This is a genomic window from Ralstonia mannitolilytica, from assembly GCF_000954135.1.
GTDB classification, from domain to species: Bacteria; Pseudomonadota; Gammaproteobacteria; order Burkholderiales; family Burkholderiaceae; genus Ralstonia; species Ralstonia mannitolilytica.
On sequence record NZ_CP010800.1, the window covers coordinates 300,973 to 315,999 of the forward strand.

16 protein-coding genes are annotated in these 15,027 nt (G+C 68.5%); all 16 read left to right on the plus strand.

The features are described from left to right. Positions 1–27: 27 nt before the first annotated feature. Positions 28–429 carry a flagellar biosynthetic protein FliO gene (gene fliO / locus TK49_RS17970; protein ID WP_045218687.1) on the plus strand — a complete coding sequence of 134 codons (402 nt, stop codon included), beginning with the start codon at positions 28–30 and terminating at the stop codon, positions 427–429. Beyond that, positions 426–1,175, plus strand: coding sequence for a flagellar type III secretion system pore protein FliP (fliP, locus tag TK49_RS17975; protein WP_045218688.1), 750 nt, complete (start codon positions 426–428; stop codon positions 1,173–1,175). Before fliO ends, fliP begins: the two co-directional genes overlap by 4 nt. Before the next feature lie 12 nt (positions 1,176–1,187). Then, positions 1,188–1,457 carry a flagellar biosynthesis protein FliQ gene (fliQ, locus tag TK49_RS17980; protein ID WP_045218690.1) on the plus strand — a complete coding sequence of 90 codons (270 nt, stop codon included), beginning with the start codon at positions 1,188–1,190 and terminating at the stop codon, positions 1,455–1,457. A 33-nt stretch (positions 1,458–1,490) separates the two neighbouring features. Then, positions 1,491–2,279 (plus strand): flagellar biosynthetic protein FliR, encoded by a 789-nt coding sequence (fliR, locus tag TK49_RS17985; protein ID WP_045218692.1) that lies wholly within the window; start codon positions 1,491–1,493, stop codon positions 2,277–2,279. 422 nt (positions 2,280–2,701) lie between these two features. Next, positions 2,702–3,412: a beta-ketoacyl synthase chain length factor gene (locus TK49_RS17990; RefSeq protein ID WP_045218695.1), complete on the plus strand. Its 711-nt coding sequence runs from the start codon at positions 2,702–2,704 to the stop codon at positions 3,410–3,412. Then, positions 3,397–4,203 carry a lysophospholipid acyltransferase family protein gene (locus TK49_RS17995; protein ID WP_045218698.1) on the plus strand — a complete coding sequence of 269 codons (807 nt, stop codon included), beginning with the start codon at positions 3,397–3,399 and terminating at the stop codon, positions 4,201–4,203. The genes TK49_RS17990 and TK49_RS17995 overlap by 16 nt, the downstream gene beginning before the upstream one ends. After that, on the plus strand, positions 4,178–4,435 hold the full coding sequence (locus TK49_RS18000) for a phosphopantetheine-binding protein (RefSeq protein WP_045220295.1): 258 nt from the start codon (positions 4,178–4,180) through the stop codon (positions 4,433–4,435). The genes TK49_RS17995 and TK49_RS18000 overlap by 26 nt, the downstream gene beginning before the upstream one ends. A gap of 44 nt (positions 4,436–4,479) precedes the next feature. Then, positions 4,480–4,725 (plus strand): acyl carrier protein, encoded by a 246-nt coding sequence (locus tag TK49_RS18005; protein WP_045218700.1) that lies wholly within the window; start codon positions 4,480–4,482, stop codon positions 4,723–4,725. Between the two features lie 16 nt (positions 4,726–4,741). After that, positions 4,742–5,371 (plus strand): COG4648 family protein, encoded by a 630-nt coding sequence (locus tag TK49_RS18010; protein WP_373994670.1) that lies wholly within the window; start codon positions 4,742–4,744, stop codon positions 5,369–5,371. Then, positions 5,368–7,053 carry an ApeI family dehydratase gene (locus TK49_RS18015; RefSeq protein WP_045218704.1) on the plus strand — a complete coding sequence of 562 codons (1,686 nt, stop codon included), beginning with the start codon at positions 5,368–5,370 and terminating at the stop codon, positions 7,051–7,053. The genes TK49_RS18010 and TK49_RS18015 overlap by 4 nt, the downstream gene beginning before the upstream one ends. Beyond that, positions 7,050–8,762, plus strand: a complete 1,713-nt coding sequence (locus TK49_RS18020) for a glycosyltransferase family 2 protein (RefSeq protein ID WP_045218706.1) — start codon at positions 7,050–7,052, stop codon at positions 8,760–8,762. The genes TK49_RS18015 and TK49_RS18020 overlap by 4 nt, the downstream gene beginning before the upstream one ends. Next, a complete protein-coding gene (locus tag TK49_RS18025; RefSeq protein ID WP_045220297.1) occupies positions 8,755–10,347 on the plus strand; it encodes an HAL/PAL/TAL family ammonia-lyase in 1,593 nt (530 codons plus the stop codon). The genes TK49_RS18020 and TK49_RS18025 overlap by 8 nt, the downstream gene beginning before the upstream one ends. Beyond that, a complete protein-coding gene (locus tag TK49_RS18030) occupies positions 10,334–10,780 on the plus strand; it encodes an acyl-CoA thioesterase (RefSeq protein ID WP_045218707.1) in 447 nt (148 codons plus the stop codon). Before TK49_RS18025 ends, TK49_RS18030 begins: the two co-directional genes overlap by 14 nt. Then, positions 10,768–11,418 carry an outer membrane lipoprotein carrier protein LolA gene (locus TK49_RS18035; protein ID WP_045218709.1) on the plus strand — a complete coding sequence of 217 codons (651 nt, stop codon included), beginning with the start codon at positions 10,768–10,770 and terminating at the stop codon, positions 11,416–11,418. The genes TK49_RS18030 and TK49_RS18035 overlap by 13 nt, the downstream gene beginning before the upstream one ends. Then, entirely contained in the window at positions 11,418–13,841 is a 2,424-nt protein-coding gene (locus TK49_RS18040) for an MMPL family transporter (RefSeq protein ID WP_045218711.1), read from the plus strand. The genes TK49_RS18035 and TK49_RS18040 overlap by 1 nt, the downstream gene beginning before the upstream one ends. After that, positions 13,838–15,025, plus strand: a complete 1,188-nt coding sequence (locus TK49_RS18045; RefSeq protein ID WP_045218714.1) for a beta-ketoacyl-[acyl-carrier-protein] synthase family protein — start codon at positions 13,838–13,840, stop codon at positions 15,023–15,025. Before TK49_RS18040 ends, TK49_RS18045 begins: the two co-directional genes overlap by 4 nt. The last annotated feature ends 2 nt before the right edge of the window (positions 15,026–15,027 follow it).

Below are 15,027 nucleotides of genomic sequence, written 5' to 3' on the forward strand. Positions count from 1 at the left end.
AATGCTCCCCCCGGGCAAGGTGTTGAAATGAACCATGCAGTGGATTGGGCCCGCACCCTAGGCGGGCTGTTTGTAGTATTGGCGATGATCGTGGCGGCCGGCTGGCTGATACGGCGCCTGCAGCAGCGCGCGGGCATGGGCCCCGGCGGCCGTCGCACCCAGGTCATCACCGTGGTTGCGCAGCAGATGCTGGGCGCACGCGAGAAAGTGGTGGTCCTCGACGTGGAAGGCACGTGGCTCGTGCTGGGCGTCACGCAGCAGCACGTGCAGACGCTGCATACGCTGCCGCGCCCGGCGCAAGCGTCCACGGATGCACCGGACGACCCTGTCGGCGACGGCACGCCCGGCACCGGCACCGGCAAGCCGCCGCGCTTTGCCGACGCATTGTCCATCCAGCTCAAGCGCCACCTGACGGGGAAGCCGGAATGACCGTGCGCGCCGTCCTTCGTTGCCTCGCCGCAGCGGTGCTGCTGGGCGCGGCGCCCGCCGTGTTCGCGCAGGCCCAGCCCGGCCTGCCGCTGCTGACCGGCACGGCCGGCGGCCAGAGCTATTCGCTGCCGGTCCAGACGCTGATCTTCCTGACGTCGCTCGGCTTCCTGCCGGCCATCATCCTGATGATGAGCAGCTTCACGCGCATCATCATCGTGCTGTCCTTGCTGCGCCACGCACTGGGCACGCAGACCACGCCGCCCAACCAGGTGCTGATCGGGCTGGCGCTGTTCCTCACGTTCTTCGTCATGTCGCCCGTGCTCGACAAGGTCTACACCGACGCCTACGTGCCGCTGCGCGACAACAAGATCACCGTGGAGCAGGCCATGGACACGGCGGCCACGCCGCTGCGCCAGTTCATGCTCAAGCAGACCCGCGAGCCCGACCTCGCGCTCTTCGTGAAGATGGGCAACATGCCGCCGATCGCCACGCCGGAGCAAACGCCCATGCGCGCACTCATCCCCGCCTTCGTCACGAGCGAGCTCAAAAGCGCATTCCAGATCGGGTTTGCCATCTTCATCCCGTTCCTGGTGATCGACATCGTGGTGGCGGCCGTGCTGATGTCGATGGGGATGATGATGGTCACGCCGTCGATCTTCTCGCTGCCGTTCAAGATCATGCTGTTCGTGCTGGTGGATGGCTGGCACCTGCTGCTGGGCTCGCTGGCCCAGAGCTTTGTGCAATAAGGAGGCACCGCCATGACACCCGAGTACGTTCTGAACATGGCCCGCCAGGCCATGCAGGTGGCCATGATGGTGGGCGCGCCGATGCTGCTGGTCTCGCTCGTCGTCGGCCTGCTGGTGGCCGTCTTCCAGGCGGCCACGCAGCTGAACGAGCAGACGCTGTCGTTCATCCCCAAGCTGCTGGCAGTGGCTGCCACCATGGTTCTGGCAGGCCCCTGGATCCTGGGCGTGATCGTCGATTACACGCGCGACCTGCTCACGAACATCCCGAACTACGTGAACTGACGCAGCCGCGCTGACGTCGCCGCCGCATCCGCCATGATCCAATTCACCGCCGCCCAGCTCAACGGCTGGATCGCCATGTACTGGTGGCCGCTGGTGCGCGTGCTGGCGTTCATTGCGATCGCGCCGCCGTTTGCCAACAGCGAAGTGCCGACGTCGATCAAGGTGGCGTTTGGCGTGGTGATCACGGTCGCGCTGGCGCCCATGCTCCCGGTGCCGGCGGGCGTGTCGGTCGGCTCGTACGAGGGGCTGTGGCTCACGCTGCTGCAGGTGGCGATCGGGCTGTCGCTCGGGTTTTGCGTGCAGCTCGTGTTTTCGGCCATCAGCGGCGCGGGCGAGTTGATGTCGATCCAGATGGGCCTGGGCTTCGCCTCGCTGCTGGACCCGCAGCAGACCGAGAGCAGCATGCTGCTGGGCCGCTTCATCGGCCTCACCGCCCTCACCGCATTCATTGCCGGCGACGGCCACCTGGTGCTGATGCATGCGCTGTTCGACAGCTTTACCGCCCTGCCCGTCTCGGCCGCGCCGCTGGCCAATCCGGGCTGGCAGACGCTGGCCGGCGCAGGAACGATGGTCTTTGCGCTGGCCGTGCGCATCGCCCTGCCGATCATCGCGATCATGATGGTCGTCAACCTCGCGTTTGCCGTGCTGTCGCGCACGGCGCAGGCGCTCAACCCGTTTGCCGTGGGCATTTCCGCCACGGTGGTGGTGGGCCTGATGCTCGTGATGGTGATGATGACCTCGCTGGCGCCCGTGGTGGAGCGCTCCGTCATGGACGCGCTGGAACTCGGTGGACGGGCATTTGGGCAGTTCGGGGCCCGCTGAGCATGCCCGCATCCCGGCTGCTTCAAAAAGACTAAAACGATCGTTTCATATCACCCCAATCGCGCGGAGCGGAATCATTTGGCAGCAACGGCGCCCGATTAAATGGCGCCGTAATGCGGCGGGGTGTTTTTACCGCGCCTGGGCGTTTGCCGCATTCGTCGCTTCTGTCATACGAAATCCCGCATGTGGTTGTTTTCCTAAGGGATTTTTCAGTATGATTCGGCCCGGGGTTGGGGAATAGCAAGCGTTCCGAAAGACAAATACCGGCCGGCATAACGGCCCGCGCGCTCACCCAGATCAATCGACAACAACGAGAGCGAATCGGGTCAAGGCAAACGTCGCGTGCATGCGCGATCCGCCAACCCCGCGCCGGGCGCCGCGCAGCATGCGGCCACGGCGGTGCTCCGCACGCGAACACCGATATGCCCGATTTGCACTGGACAATCCCGGTTGCTCGCTGGTCCTGCTGGCCTGCCATTGGTTCTGATTCGGCATCGTCTCCTGACATCGGTTTTATTGAGCCGATGGTCCGGCGCCGCCTGAGTTCGCTCTCAAAAAGCGCGCTCAAGGTCGCACACGATTGCGTGTCGGATGTGCCGAACGCGCGCATCGTGTTTGCCTCGCGCCATGGCGAGCTGCGCCGCACGGCCGGCATCCTGGCCGACATCGAAGACGGCCAGCCCGTCTCCCCCACCGCCTTCAGCCTGTCCGTACTCAATGCCATGACGGGCGTCTTCGGCATTGCACGCGGCGACGTTTCCGCGGCAATAGCCGTATCCGCCGGGCCCGCCACGCTTGGACTGGGGTTGCTGGAGGCGCATGCGCAATACGTCTCGGACCCGAGTGCGCCGGTATTGCTCGTCTATGCCGATGAGCCGGCCGATGCGCGCTTCGGCACCGTGGCCGATGACGTGGACGCGTGCGCGCTCGCCATCCTCCTCGATGCCGCGGCGCCGGCCTCACTGGTGTGCTCGCATGGGTGTGCAGGCGCGTTGCCAGCGCCCGCAGGCGACATGGCCACGCAAAGCCGGGCAGTGCTGCATTGCCTGGAATCCCGCAGTTCCAGCGCCTGGCAACATGCCGGCGGCGCCTGGGCATGGCAATGGCGCGAGGGTGCATGGCAACCGCACTGACCACCCGCGTGAACACGGCCTGGCGCCTGGCGGCCACGGGGCTGGCCTTCACCGTCTTCGGCATCTGCGGACTGCTGTTCTCGATCGTCGTGTTTCCGCTCGCGTGGCTGTGGCCGCACCGGGCGTCGCGCCAGCGTACTGTCACCCTGGTCATCCACTGGTTTTTCCGCGCGCTGGTGCGGGCGCTGCAATGGCTTGGCGTGATGAAGCTCGACGTTCACGGTGCCGAGCAGCTGCGCAACGGCGGCCCGGCCATCGTGGTGGCCAACCACCCGACCTACCTTGACGTCATGGTGCTGCTGGCGCTGACGCCGCGCGCCTGCTGCGTGGTCAAGCATGCGCACTGGGGCAACCCGTGCTTCTGGGGCATCGTGCGCGCCGCCGAATACATCAGCAACGCCGATCCGGCCGAGCTTGTCGAAGCCGGCGCGCGGCAACTGGCCGCCGGCTACACGATGATCATCTTCCCGGAAGGCACGCGCAGCCCGGCCAAGGACCGCCTGCACCCGTTCTCGCGCGGCTTTGCGCACATGGCGCTCAATGTGGGCGCGCCCATCCTGCCAGTGCTGATGGACTGCGACCCGCCTGCCTTCACCAAGACCATGCGCTGGTACGACGTGCCGCCGCGCGCCTTCTGCATGAAGGTGGCCGTCCTGCCGGCCGTCAGCGCCGCACGGTACGTGCCCCCCGGCGCGCCGACGATGCTCGCGGCCCGGGCTCTCACCAACGGCATCGAAACCCACATCACCGACCACCTTCTGCAATATGGATTCCTTGAAGCTCGAAATTAAGCAGCTCCTGATCGAGGCGCTCGATCTGGAAGACATGACGCCCGCCGACATCGACGACGATGCACCGCTGTTCGACACGAACGGCATCGGTCTGGACTCCATTGACGCATTGGAAATCGGCATCGTATTGCGCAAGCGTTATCAATTGACGATTGCCGCCAACGACGAACACACACGCGAGCATTTTCGCTCGGTCAATACGCTGGCCGCACTGGTCAAGAGCCAACAATAATCCGCCGGGCATTGGCAACGGCAGATACAGGGAGAGAAAACACCATGACGGACACCGAGATCCTCGAACGCATCCGCGCCATTTTCAAAGAGAACTTCGACATTGCGCCGGAGCGCGTCACGCCCGAAGCGCATCTGTTTGAAGAGCTCGACCTGGACAGCATCGACGCGGTCGACCTGGCCATCAAGCTGCAGGAAATGACCGGCCGGCGCATCAAGCCGGAAGAGTTCAAGACCGTGCGCACGGTGGGTGACGTCATCGGCGCGGTCGAATCGCTGCTGGCGGCATAAGCCGATGCAAGCGCGGATGCAGACGCAACCGGCGCGCCAATCAGCAGCACTGCCCCACTGGACGCGCGCCGCTGCCCAGACGGCGCTGAAGGTCGCATACCCGCTCGTGTTGATCGGGGCCTGGCACTTCGGCACGCCGCGCTATGCGGGCGTCGCGCTGCTGGCGCTGCTCTGGCTGCAGCGGTGGATCGGCGCGGGCAGCGTGTCGTCGCTGCTGCGCCAGCTCACGCCGCTCGATTGGCTGATCGCCGGCACGCTCACGTGCACGTCGGCCGCGGTGGCCATTACCGACAGCGAGCGGCTGCTGCGCCTGTATCCGGCGCTGGTCAACGCGGGGCTGCTGCTGAGCTTTGCAGCCACGCTGCGCTCCGGCCCTTCCATGATCGAGAAATTCGCGCGCATGCGCCTGCCCGATCTGCAGCCGCGTGCCGTTCGTTATACCCGGCGCGTCACGCAGGTCTGGTGCGGCTTCTTTGCGCTCAACGGGCTGATGGCCGTCGTGGCCGCGCTGACGTGGTCGCGCGGCGCGTGGGCGCTGTACAACGGCGTCATCGCGTACGTGCTGGTGGGTGGCCTCATCGCGGCCGAGGCGGCGTTCCGTCATTGGGTCGTGCGCCCGCATGCGCCGCCATCGGAGGCTGCATGACTCCGCTCCATGCCTTGTTGTCGGCCGCGCGGCCCGACGATGCCCTGGTGTGCGTCGATGGCGGGCAACACATTGCCCATGGCGCCTTCCGTGCCCGCGTGGCCGCCTGGGCCGCCGCATTTGCCGCGCAGCCGGCTGCGCGCGTGGCGCTGTGCGTGGAAGACCCGTTCGCCTTTGCCTGCGCGCTGTTCGCGCTGTTCGCTTGCGGCAGGCACGTCGTGATTCCGGCCAGTGCCGCACCGGCCTACCTGGAGTCGCTCGCCGGTGCCTACGATGCGCTCGTCACCGATGCAGACCTCGCGGCCATCGGCCCGCACGCCGGCCCCCTCGCGTTCGATGCAGTCGACCGGCATGCGCCCATCACGCTGTACACGTCCGGCAGCACCGGCACGCCCAAACCGATCCAGAAGACGCTCGCGCAGTTCGACGCCGAAGTCGTGACCCTCGAGCAGCAATGGGGCATGCAGATCGGTACCGGCGCCGTGATGGCCAGCGTGCCGCATCACCATATCTATGGGCTGCTGTTCCGCGTGTTCTGGCCGCTGGCGGCCGGGCGTGCGTTCGGCCGGCAGACCGTCTCGGAGCCGGCTGCGCTGCAGCGCGCCCTTGCGGAGCAGCCGGTGGCGGCGTTGGTTTCGAGCCCGGCGCAACTGGCCCGTTGGCCCCAGCTGCCCGGCTTTGAGGGGCTGCCGCCCATGCCGGCGGTGTTCTCGTCCGGTGGGCCGCTGGATGCCGCAGCCGCCGCGGCCTTTGCCACTGCACACGGCAGCGCGCCCATCGAAGTGTTCGGCAGCACCGAGACCGGCGGCATCGCCTGGCGCCGCCAGGATCAGTCCCTCGCATGGCAGCCGTTTGCCAGCGTTGCCATCCGGCAGGAAGCCGACGGCGCGCTGGCCGTACGCTCACCGCATCTGCCGCACGACGATTGGCACCGCACCGACGACGCCATCGCCTTTGACGACAGCGGCCGCTTCATCCTGCGCGGCCGGCTCGATCGCGTCGTCAAGGTAGACGGCAAGCGCGTCTCGCTCCCCGAGATGGAGGACTGGCTCGGCACGCATCTGTTCGTGGCAAGGGCTGCCGCCACGCTGCTGGCAGGGGCATCGCGCGAACGGCTGGGCGCACTGGTGGCGCTCACGCCGGCGGGCGTGGAAGCCCTGCGTACGCAGGGCCGCGTGGCGCTGGCAAAGACCTTGCGCCGTCACCTGTCTGCCTACACCGAGCCCACCCTGATCCCGCGCCGCTGGCGCTTCTGCATGGCACTGCCGGTGGATGCACGCGGCAAGCTGCCGGCGTCCGCCGTGGCTGCCGCGTTCCGCCCGGGCGCCGAAGGTTTCGAAACGCTCGCACACGTGAGCGACGCCGAGGGCGACCACTACGAACTGCGCGTCAGCCCGTCGTTGATCCACTTCGAGGGGCACTTCCCCGGCCTGCCGATCCTGCCCGGCGTGGTGCTGATCGACTGGGCCATACGCCTGGCAGCGGCCCGCAATCCGGCGGTGCGCGCGGTCACCTCGGTCGATCAGCTGAAGTTCATGGCGCCGGTGCCCCCGGGCGCGGTGGTGTCACTGCGTCTTGCGCACGAGCCGGAGCGCTGCCGCGTGCGTTTTACCGCCCGTCTGGGCGCGCGGGAGTGCGCGTCGGGCGCATTCGTCCATCAGGCCCATCGGGAGGCCGCGTGAACCCGCGCACCGCCATCGTCATCCCTATCTACAACCACAAGGACGCCATCGGCAACACGGTTGCGCACCTGGCGGTGCATGGGCTGCCGATCTTCATCGTCGATGACGGCAGCGATGCGGCCACGCAAGCCGTGCTGACCGCGCTGGCCCGGCAGTATGCATCGCAGGTCACGCTGCTGCGCCTGCCCGTGAACGGCGGCAAGGGCGCCGCCGTGATGGCCGGCCTGCGCGCCGCGTACGCCGGCGGCTACACGCACGCGCTGCAGATCGATGCCGACGGCCAGCACGATGCGGCCGACGTGCCGCGCTTCCTGGCCGCGGCCGCAGCCTCGCCCGACGCCGTCATCCTCGGCAGCCCCGTTTACGACGACAGCGTGCCCAAGGCGCGCCTTTACGGACGCTACGTCACGCACGTGTGGGTATGGATCGAGACGCTGTCGTTCGACATCCGCGACTCGATGTGCGGCTTCCGCATCTACCCGCTGGCGCTGGCCTGCAAGCTGATCGACGACGTGGCGCTGCCCACGCGCATGGATTTCGACATCGAGATCCTTGTACGCCTGCACTGGCGCCGCGCGCGCATCGTCACGCTGCCCACGCGCGTGACGTACGAGCCGGGCGGCCTGTCGCACTTCGATGTCCTGTGGGACAACGTCCGCATCAGCAAAAGCCACACGCGCCTGGTGGCCGGCATGCTGGCGCGCCTGCCCGTGCTGCTGGCGGGCAAGTTCCTGCCGCGCTGGCGCCATCCCGCCGCCTCCGGCGCACAGCAAGGCTGGTGGCGCATGGCCGAGCGCGGCAGCCGGTTGGGCATGCAGTTCCTGGCGCTGAGCTGCCGCGTGTTCGGCACGCGCTTCACCTCGCTGTGGCTGTACCCGATCGTTGCGTACTTCCTGCTGACGGGGCGCACCGCGCGGGAGGCCTCGCGGCAGTATTTCGCGCGGCTGCATGCGTCGATGCCGGGCGCGGGCCTGCCGCAGCCGGGATGGCTGACCTCGTATCGCCACATGATCGCGTTTGCGCAATCGGGGCTCGACAAGCTCGCCGCGTGGTCGGGCCAGGTCAAGAGCGAGCGCGTGCGCTTCGATGACCCGTCCGCGTTCGAGGCGCTCGTCGCCAGCGGGCGTGGCGCGCTCGTGATCGGCGCACACCTGGGCAACCTCGAGATGACGCGCGCGCTGGCCGCCCGCAACGGCCACGCCAAGGTGACGGCGGTCGTCTACACCGAGCATGCACAGCGCTTCAACCACGTACTGGCGCAGGCGCATCCCGATGTCGTCTCGCACCTGATGCAGGTGACGGATTTCGGCCCCGCTACGGCCATGCTGATGCAGGAACGCATCGACGCAGGCGAGCTGCTCGTCATCGTGGGCGACCGCGTGCCGGCGCACGAATCCGGCCGCACGGTGCAGGCGCGCTTCCTCGGTGCATCGGCGCAGTTTGCGCAGGGGCCGTACGTGCTCGCGCACGCGCTCGGTTGCCCGGTCTATCTGTTTTTCTGCCTGAAGCACGGGCAGAACCACACGCTGTATTTCGAGCCGTTCGCCGAGCGCATCGAGCTGCCGCGCGCCGAGCGTGCACGCCATCTTGGCGCCCTGGCCCAACGCTACGCCGAGCGGCTGGAGCACTACTGCCGCAAGGCCCCTTTCCAATGGTTCAACTTCTTCGATTTTTGGGCGAGCCCCAAGAAGGATGCCGCCCATGGCTGAACACGATCTGAACGTACCCGCGCCAGCGCATGCGGCGGCCGGCGAGCACCCCGTTGTGATCGGCAACCGCCGCCTGACGATCGAAGACGTGGTCGCCATTGCGCATGGCCGGCAGCCGGTGCGGCTGAATGCCGATGCCGCCTGGCGCGATCGGATCGAGCGCGGCGCGCGATTCCTGCGTGAACGGCTGGCCGACGGCGCGACCATCTATGGCGTCAACACCGGCTATGGCGATGCCTGCCAGGTGAGCGTGCCGATGGCGCTGGTCGAGGCGCTGCCGCTGCAGCTCACGCGCTACCACGGCTGCGGCATGGGCCGCCATCTCGAGCCCGCCGAAACGCTGGCCGTGGTGGCCGCCCGGCTGAACTCGCTCGCGCACGGTTATTCCGGCGTGCGCTACGTGCTGCTGCAGCGCCTGGCCGACCTGATCAACCATCGCATCCTGCCGCGCATTCCCGCCGAGGGCTCGGTGGGCGCGAGCGGAGACCTGACGCCGCTGTCATACGTGGCCGCCGCACTCGTTGGCGAGCGCGAGGTGCTCTTCAACGGCGAACTGCAGCCCGCCGCCGGCGTATGGCAGCAGCTCGGCCATCCGCCCATCACGCTGGCCCCGAAGGAGGGGCTGGCGCTCATGAACGGCACGGCGGTGATGACAGGCCTCGCATGCCTGGCCTACACGCGCGCCGAGCAGCTGGTGCGCCTGTCGTCCCGGCTGACGGCCCTGGCCACCGTGGCGCTGGACGGCCGCGCGGCGCACTTCCACCCGACCATCTTTGCGGCCAAGCCGCATGCCGGTCAGGCAGAGGTCGCCGCCTGGATTCGCGCCGACCTGGCCGACTGGGACGACACCTCCGCGCACCGGGTGCAAGACCGCTACTCGATCCGCTGTGCGCCGCACGTCATCGGGGTCGCACGCGATGCGCAGTCGTGGATCCGCCGCGACATCGAGAACGAACTCAACAGCGCCAACGACAACCCGCTGATCGACCCGGATGCACAGGAGGTCCTGCACGGCGGCAACTTCTACGGCGGCCACATCGCGTTTGCGATGGACGCCCTCAAGACGGCCGTTGCCAACCTGGCCGACCTGATGGACCGCCAGATGGCGCTGCTGGTGGACGACAAGTTCAACAACGGCCTGCCGCGCAACCTGTCGGGCGCCACGGCAGAACGCGCGCCGATCAACCACGGCTTCAAGGCCGTGCAGATCTCGTCGTCGGCATGGACGGCCGAGGCGCTCAAGCACACCATGCCGGCCAGCGTGTTCTCGCGCTCCACGGAGGCGCACAACCAGGACAAGGTCAGCATGGGCACGATTGCCGCGCGCGACTGCCTGCGTGTGCTGGAGCTGACGGAGCAGGTGGCGGCCGCGCACACGCTCGCGGCGGTGCAGGCCGTGCGGCTGCGCTGCCGCCTCAATCCATCGACGCAGGTGCCCGCTCCGGTGCAAGCCTTCATCGACCGCGTGGGCGCGCAGTCGGGGTTCGTGGAAGAAGACCGCCCGCTCGAAGCCGAGCTGCGCGCGCTCACGCTCGCCATCGAGCGCGGCGAACTTATCGAAGGGGACGCCCATGACCGCCCGTGACCTGCCGCCCGGCCATCCACCGCTCGCCGCCAGCGCCCGCGTGGAGGTACCCTTTCACGACGTCGACGCCATGGACGTCTGCTGGCACGGCCACTACCTGAAGTACTTCGAAATCGGCCGTGCCGCGCTGCTGCGCCGCTTCCACTATGACTACCGCGACATGCGCGAGTCGGGCTTCCTGTGGCCCGTGGTGGAGGCGCACCTGAAGTACATCAAGCCGGCCACTTACGGCCAGCAGATCGAGGTGTGCGCCACGCTGGTCGAATACGAGAACCGGCTGAAGATCGCCTACGAGATCGTCGACTGCGCGTCGGGCACACGCCTGACCAAGGGCTACACCACGCAGGTGGCGGTGTGCGCGCGTACCGGTGAGCTGCAGTTCGTGTCGCCGCCTGTGTTGATTGAACGTGTGGAGCGTGCATGGCTGGGCTGAACGACACCATGCGCGCGTGCCTGGCCGCCCTGGCCCTGGCCATGAGCGCGCTCGCTGGCGCGGCCCCAAGCGAGGCGCCGCAGGAAAGCGCACTCGTCTCGCAAGTGGCGGCGCAGCTCGCACAAGCCCGGGGCGTGCGCGCGCAGTTCGTGCAGACGCAGACCCTGCAAGCCCTGCAGAAGCCGCTGGTGAGCAGCGGCACGCTGCTGTTCGTGCGCGACCAGGGCGCGATCTGGCGCATCGAGCAGCCGACGCGCATGACGTACGTGATGACCGACGCCGGCGTCACCACGCTCGATGCCAACGACAAGCCGATGGCACGCGGCACCCGCAACGCCGCCGGCGTGGCACAGGTGTCGCGGATGATGCGCGCGATGCTGGCGGGCGACCTGTCGGCGCTGTACTCGCAGTTCAGCGTCAACGCACAGGGCAACGCCAGCCGCTGGCAACTGAAGCTCACGCCGGCCCAGCCGCAGTTGGCGCAAGCGCTGCGCGGGCTCGACCTGGCCGGCGACACCTATGTGCGCAGCATTCGCATCCGCTCGGCCAATGGCGATGAAACGCGCATCGACTTCACCGGCAGCACGCGCGTGGACGCGCCCTCCGCGGCCGAACGCACCCTGTTGGGGGCGCCCTGATGGCGCAAGAGCTGGCGCTGCGCACTTCGAGCCCGTCCGCCTGGGCCGTTCGTCTCGGCTGGCTGGCGGCCGTGCTGATCGCGCTGGTCTACTGCGGCGTGCGCCTGCACGGCGGCGCCGCGCTGCAGACGAACCTGCTCGCGCTTCTGCCCGCCACCGAAGTCGACCCCGTCGCCGAGAAAGCCGTCGACACGCTGGCCGCATCGCTGGGCGATCGCACGGTCTTCCTCGTCAGCAGCCGCAACGCCATGCACGCCAAGGCGGCGGCGCTGCAGCTCGGTGCCGACCTCAAGCGCAGCACGACGTTTCGCAACGTCATCGCCGAGTTGCCACCGTTCGATGCGGGCCAGATCACGCGGTTCTACCTGCCCTATCGGTTCGGGCTGCTCGCGCCCGGCGATCGCGCCGCGCTGGATGCCGGCGGCACGGCCTTGCCGGCGCTGCTCGCGCAGCGGCTCTATGCACCGGTGGAAACCGGCCTGAGCGCACCGCTGGCCGACGATCCGTTCGGCTGGCTTGGCCATTGGCTGGCCGATCTGCCGTTGGCCACCATGCGGCTCGAACTCGAAGACAACTTCCTCCTCGCCCGGCACGGCGGCACGACGAGCGTGCTCGTCACCACCACGCTCGGGGCCTCTGCTTACGACGCACAAACGCAGGCCGAGGTGCGCGCCGCCGTCGCCCAGGCGGAGCAGTCGCTGGCGGACACCTTCCCGGATGTGACGCTCGCGCGCACCGGCGCCGTGTTCTACGCGGCCGCGGCGCGCCATGCGTCGGAGCAGGAGCTGCATCGCATCGGCATCGTCTCGGCCCTCGGCATTGCGGTGCTGATGCTGTGGGTGTTCCGCTCGCCGCGCTTTCTGGTGCTCGGGTTTGTGTCGACCGGTATCGGCATCGTGTTCGCGCTGGCGGCCACGCTGCTGGTCTTCGGCAAGCTGCATCTGCTCACGCTGGTATTCGGTGCCAGCCTGATCGGCGAGGCGGTGGACTACTCCATCCAGTATTTTGTCGGCCATCTCGGTGCCGAGGCCGGACACGATGCGCGGCGCAGCGCGCGCAACGTCCGCCCGGCGCTGGTCGTTGCGCTGGCCACCAGCCTGCTGGGCTACGCGATCCTTGTCGGCGTGCCGTTTCCGGCGCTGCGCCAGATTGCATGCTTTGCCATCGCGGGAATCGGGGCCGCGTTCCTGTCGGTGGTTTCGCTGCTGCCGGCGCTGCTGGCGAATGCGCCGCGGCAGTCGCAGCGGTCTTACCGCGGCGCGGCACGCTGGCTGTCCGGCTGGCAGACCGCGCTTGCCCACCGCGGCACGTGGCTGTGCCTGGCCCTCGTTGCCGCAGCCGCGGTGCCCGGCTGGCTGCGCCTGACCAGTGACGACGACATCCACCTGCTGATCCAGCGCGACCCCGAGCTTGCACGGCAGGAAGCCGTGGTGCGCGAGGCCATTGGCGTGGAAAACAACACGCAGTTCTTTGTCGTGAAGGGCGATTCCGCCGAGCAGGTCCTGCAGCGTGCCGAGGCCCTGCAGCGCCGGCTGGAAGGGCCCGTTGCGGGCGCGGCGCTCAAGGGCGTGCAGTCCATCACGCAGTTCGTGCCGTCAGCGCGCCGGCAGGCTGAAGACCGTGCCCGCCTGGCCCAGCGCGTCTTTGCCGACCCGCAAGCCCTGCGTGCCACGCTCACCGATGCCGGTTTCCGCCCCGACATCGCCGCAGGCTACATCCACGCGTTCGAGCGTGCCACCGGCAGCCCGCTCACGGTGGATGCGTGGCTGGCCACGCCGTGGTCGCAGCCGTACCGCCACCTGTGGCTCGGCCAGGTGGCAAGCCCGGAGGCGCCTGCGGTCTTCGCCGCGATCGTCATTCCGGTCGGAGCCATGGCGTCGCAACTGCCGGCGCTGGCTGCGCTGGCCGATGCCGATGCCGGCATCCGCTTCGTCGACAAGCCGGCCAGCGTGGCACGGCTGTTTGCCGCGTACCGCGTGGACAGCGGCTGGTGGCTGGCGGGCGCGCTCACGCTGATCCTGGCGCTGTTCTGCGTGCGCTACGGCGTGGCCGCCGGCGTGCGCGTGACGCTGCCGGTGGTCTGCGCCGTCGGCCTCACGTTTGCGGTGTACGGCTACGCGGGCATTGCGCTGAACCTCTTCCACTGGCTCGCGCTGATGCTGGTGCTGGGCGTGGGCGCGAACTACGCCGTCTTCCTGCGCGAGGGCTGCGTGCGCGATCCTGCGAACATTGGCGGCGTGTGGGTGGGCGTGCTGCTCTCGGCGGCCACCACGCTGCTGTCGTTTGGCCTGCTGGGCACGAGCGCCATGCCGGTGCTGCGCAGCTTTGGCATGACGCTGGCCCTGGGCATCGTCATTGCGGTGGCGCTGGCGCCGCTCGGCATGCCGCCGAGGCTGCCGCACTCGAAACATCGATCCTCATGACTGCTTCTTCAGCTTCCGTCTACCTGCACGCGCTGGGCATGGTCAACGCGCTCGGCGATGACGTGCCGGCCATCCGCCGCAACCTGGAAGCCGGACACGCGCCGGGCATGATCGCGGCCGAGCGCCCGGACGGCACGGCCGCCATCGTCGGGCGCGCCCAGGCGGCGCTCGAACTTGCGCCGCCCGAACACCTGGCTGCCTACGATTGCCGCAACAACCGTCTGCTGCTTGCCGCAGTCGCGCAGATCCGGCCCGCGCTGGAGGCCGCCCGCGCGCGGTACGGCGCGCACCGCATCGGCATCGTGCTCGGCACCAGCACGTCGGGCATCGACGCGGCAGAGGCGGCGCTGCGCCATGCCAGGGTGCACGGTGCGCTGCCTGCGGCCTTCGACTATCGGCAGATGGAGATCGGCACGCTGGCGCCGTTCGCCGCTGCCGCGCTCGGCACCACGGGCCCCGCCTATACGGTGTCGACCGCGTGCACATCCAGTGCCAAGGCGTTCGCTTCGGCGCGCCGCCTGCTGCAGCTGAACCTGTGCGATGCGGTGATCGTGGGTGGCGCGGATTCGCTGTGCGAACTGACGCTGCAGGGCTTCGCCTCATTGGAATCGACCAGTGCCGCACGCACCAACCCGATGAGCCGCAACCGCGCGGGCATCAACATCGGCGAAGGGGCGGCGGTGTTCCTGATGAGCCGCGAGCCCGGCCCCGTGCGCCTGGCGGGTGTGGGTGAATCGAGCGACGCGCACCACATTTCCGCGCCCGACCCGACCGGCGCCGGTGCCGAGCGCGCCTTGCGTGCCGCGCTGTCCGATGCCGGCATCGGGCCCGACGCCATCGGCTACGTCAACCTGCATGCCACTGCCACGCGCAAGAACGACGAGATGGAAGCCCACCTCATGGCGCGGGTTTTTGCGCACGGTGTGCCCACCAGCGGCACCAAGCCCTTCACGGGGCACACGCTGGGCGCGGCGGGGGCGACGGAGCTCGGCTTCGCATGGCTGGCTCTTGCGGACGATGCCACCGCCCTGCCGCGCCACCTCTGGGACGGCGAGGCCGACCCCGCGCTGCCCGCACTGGACCTGATCCAAGACACGCGCCGCCTGGCCGCCGGGCAGTACGTGATGAGCAATTCGTTCGCGTTTGGCGGCAGCAACGCGAGCCTGATCCTGGGCCGGGGATGAAC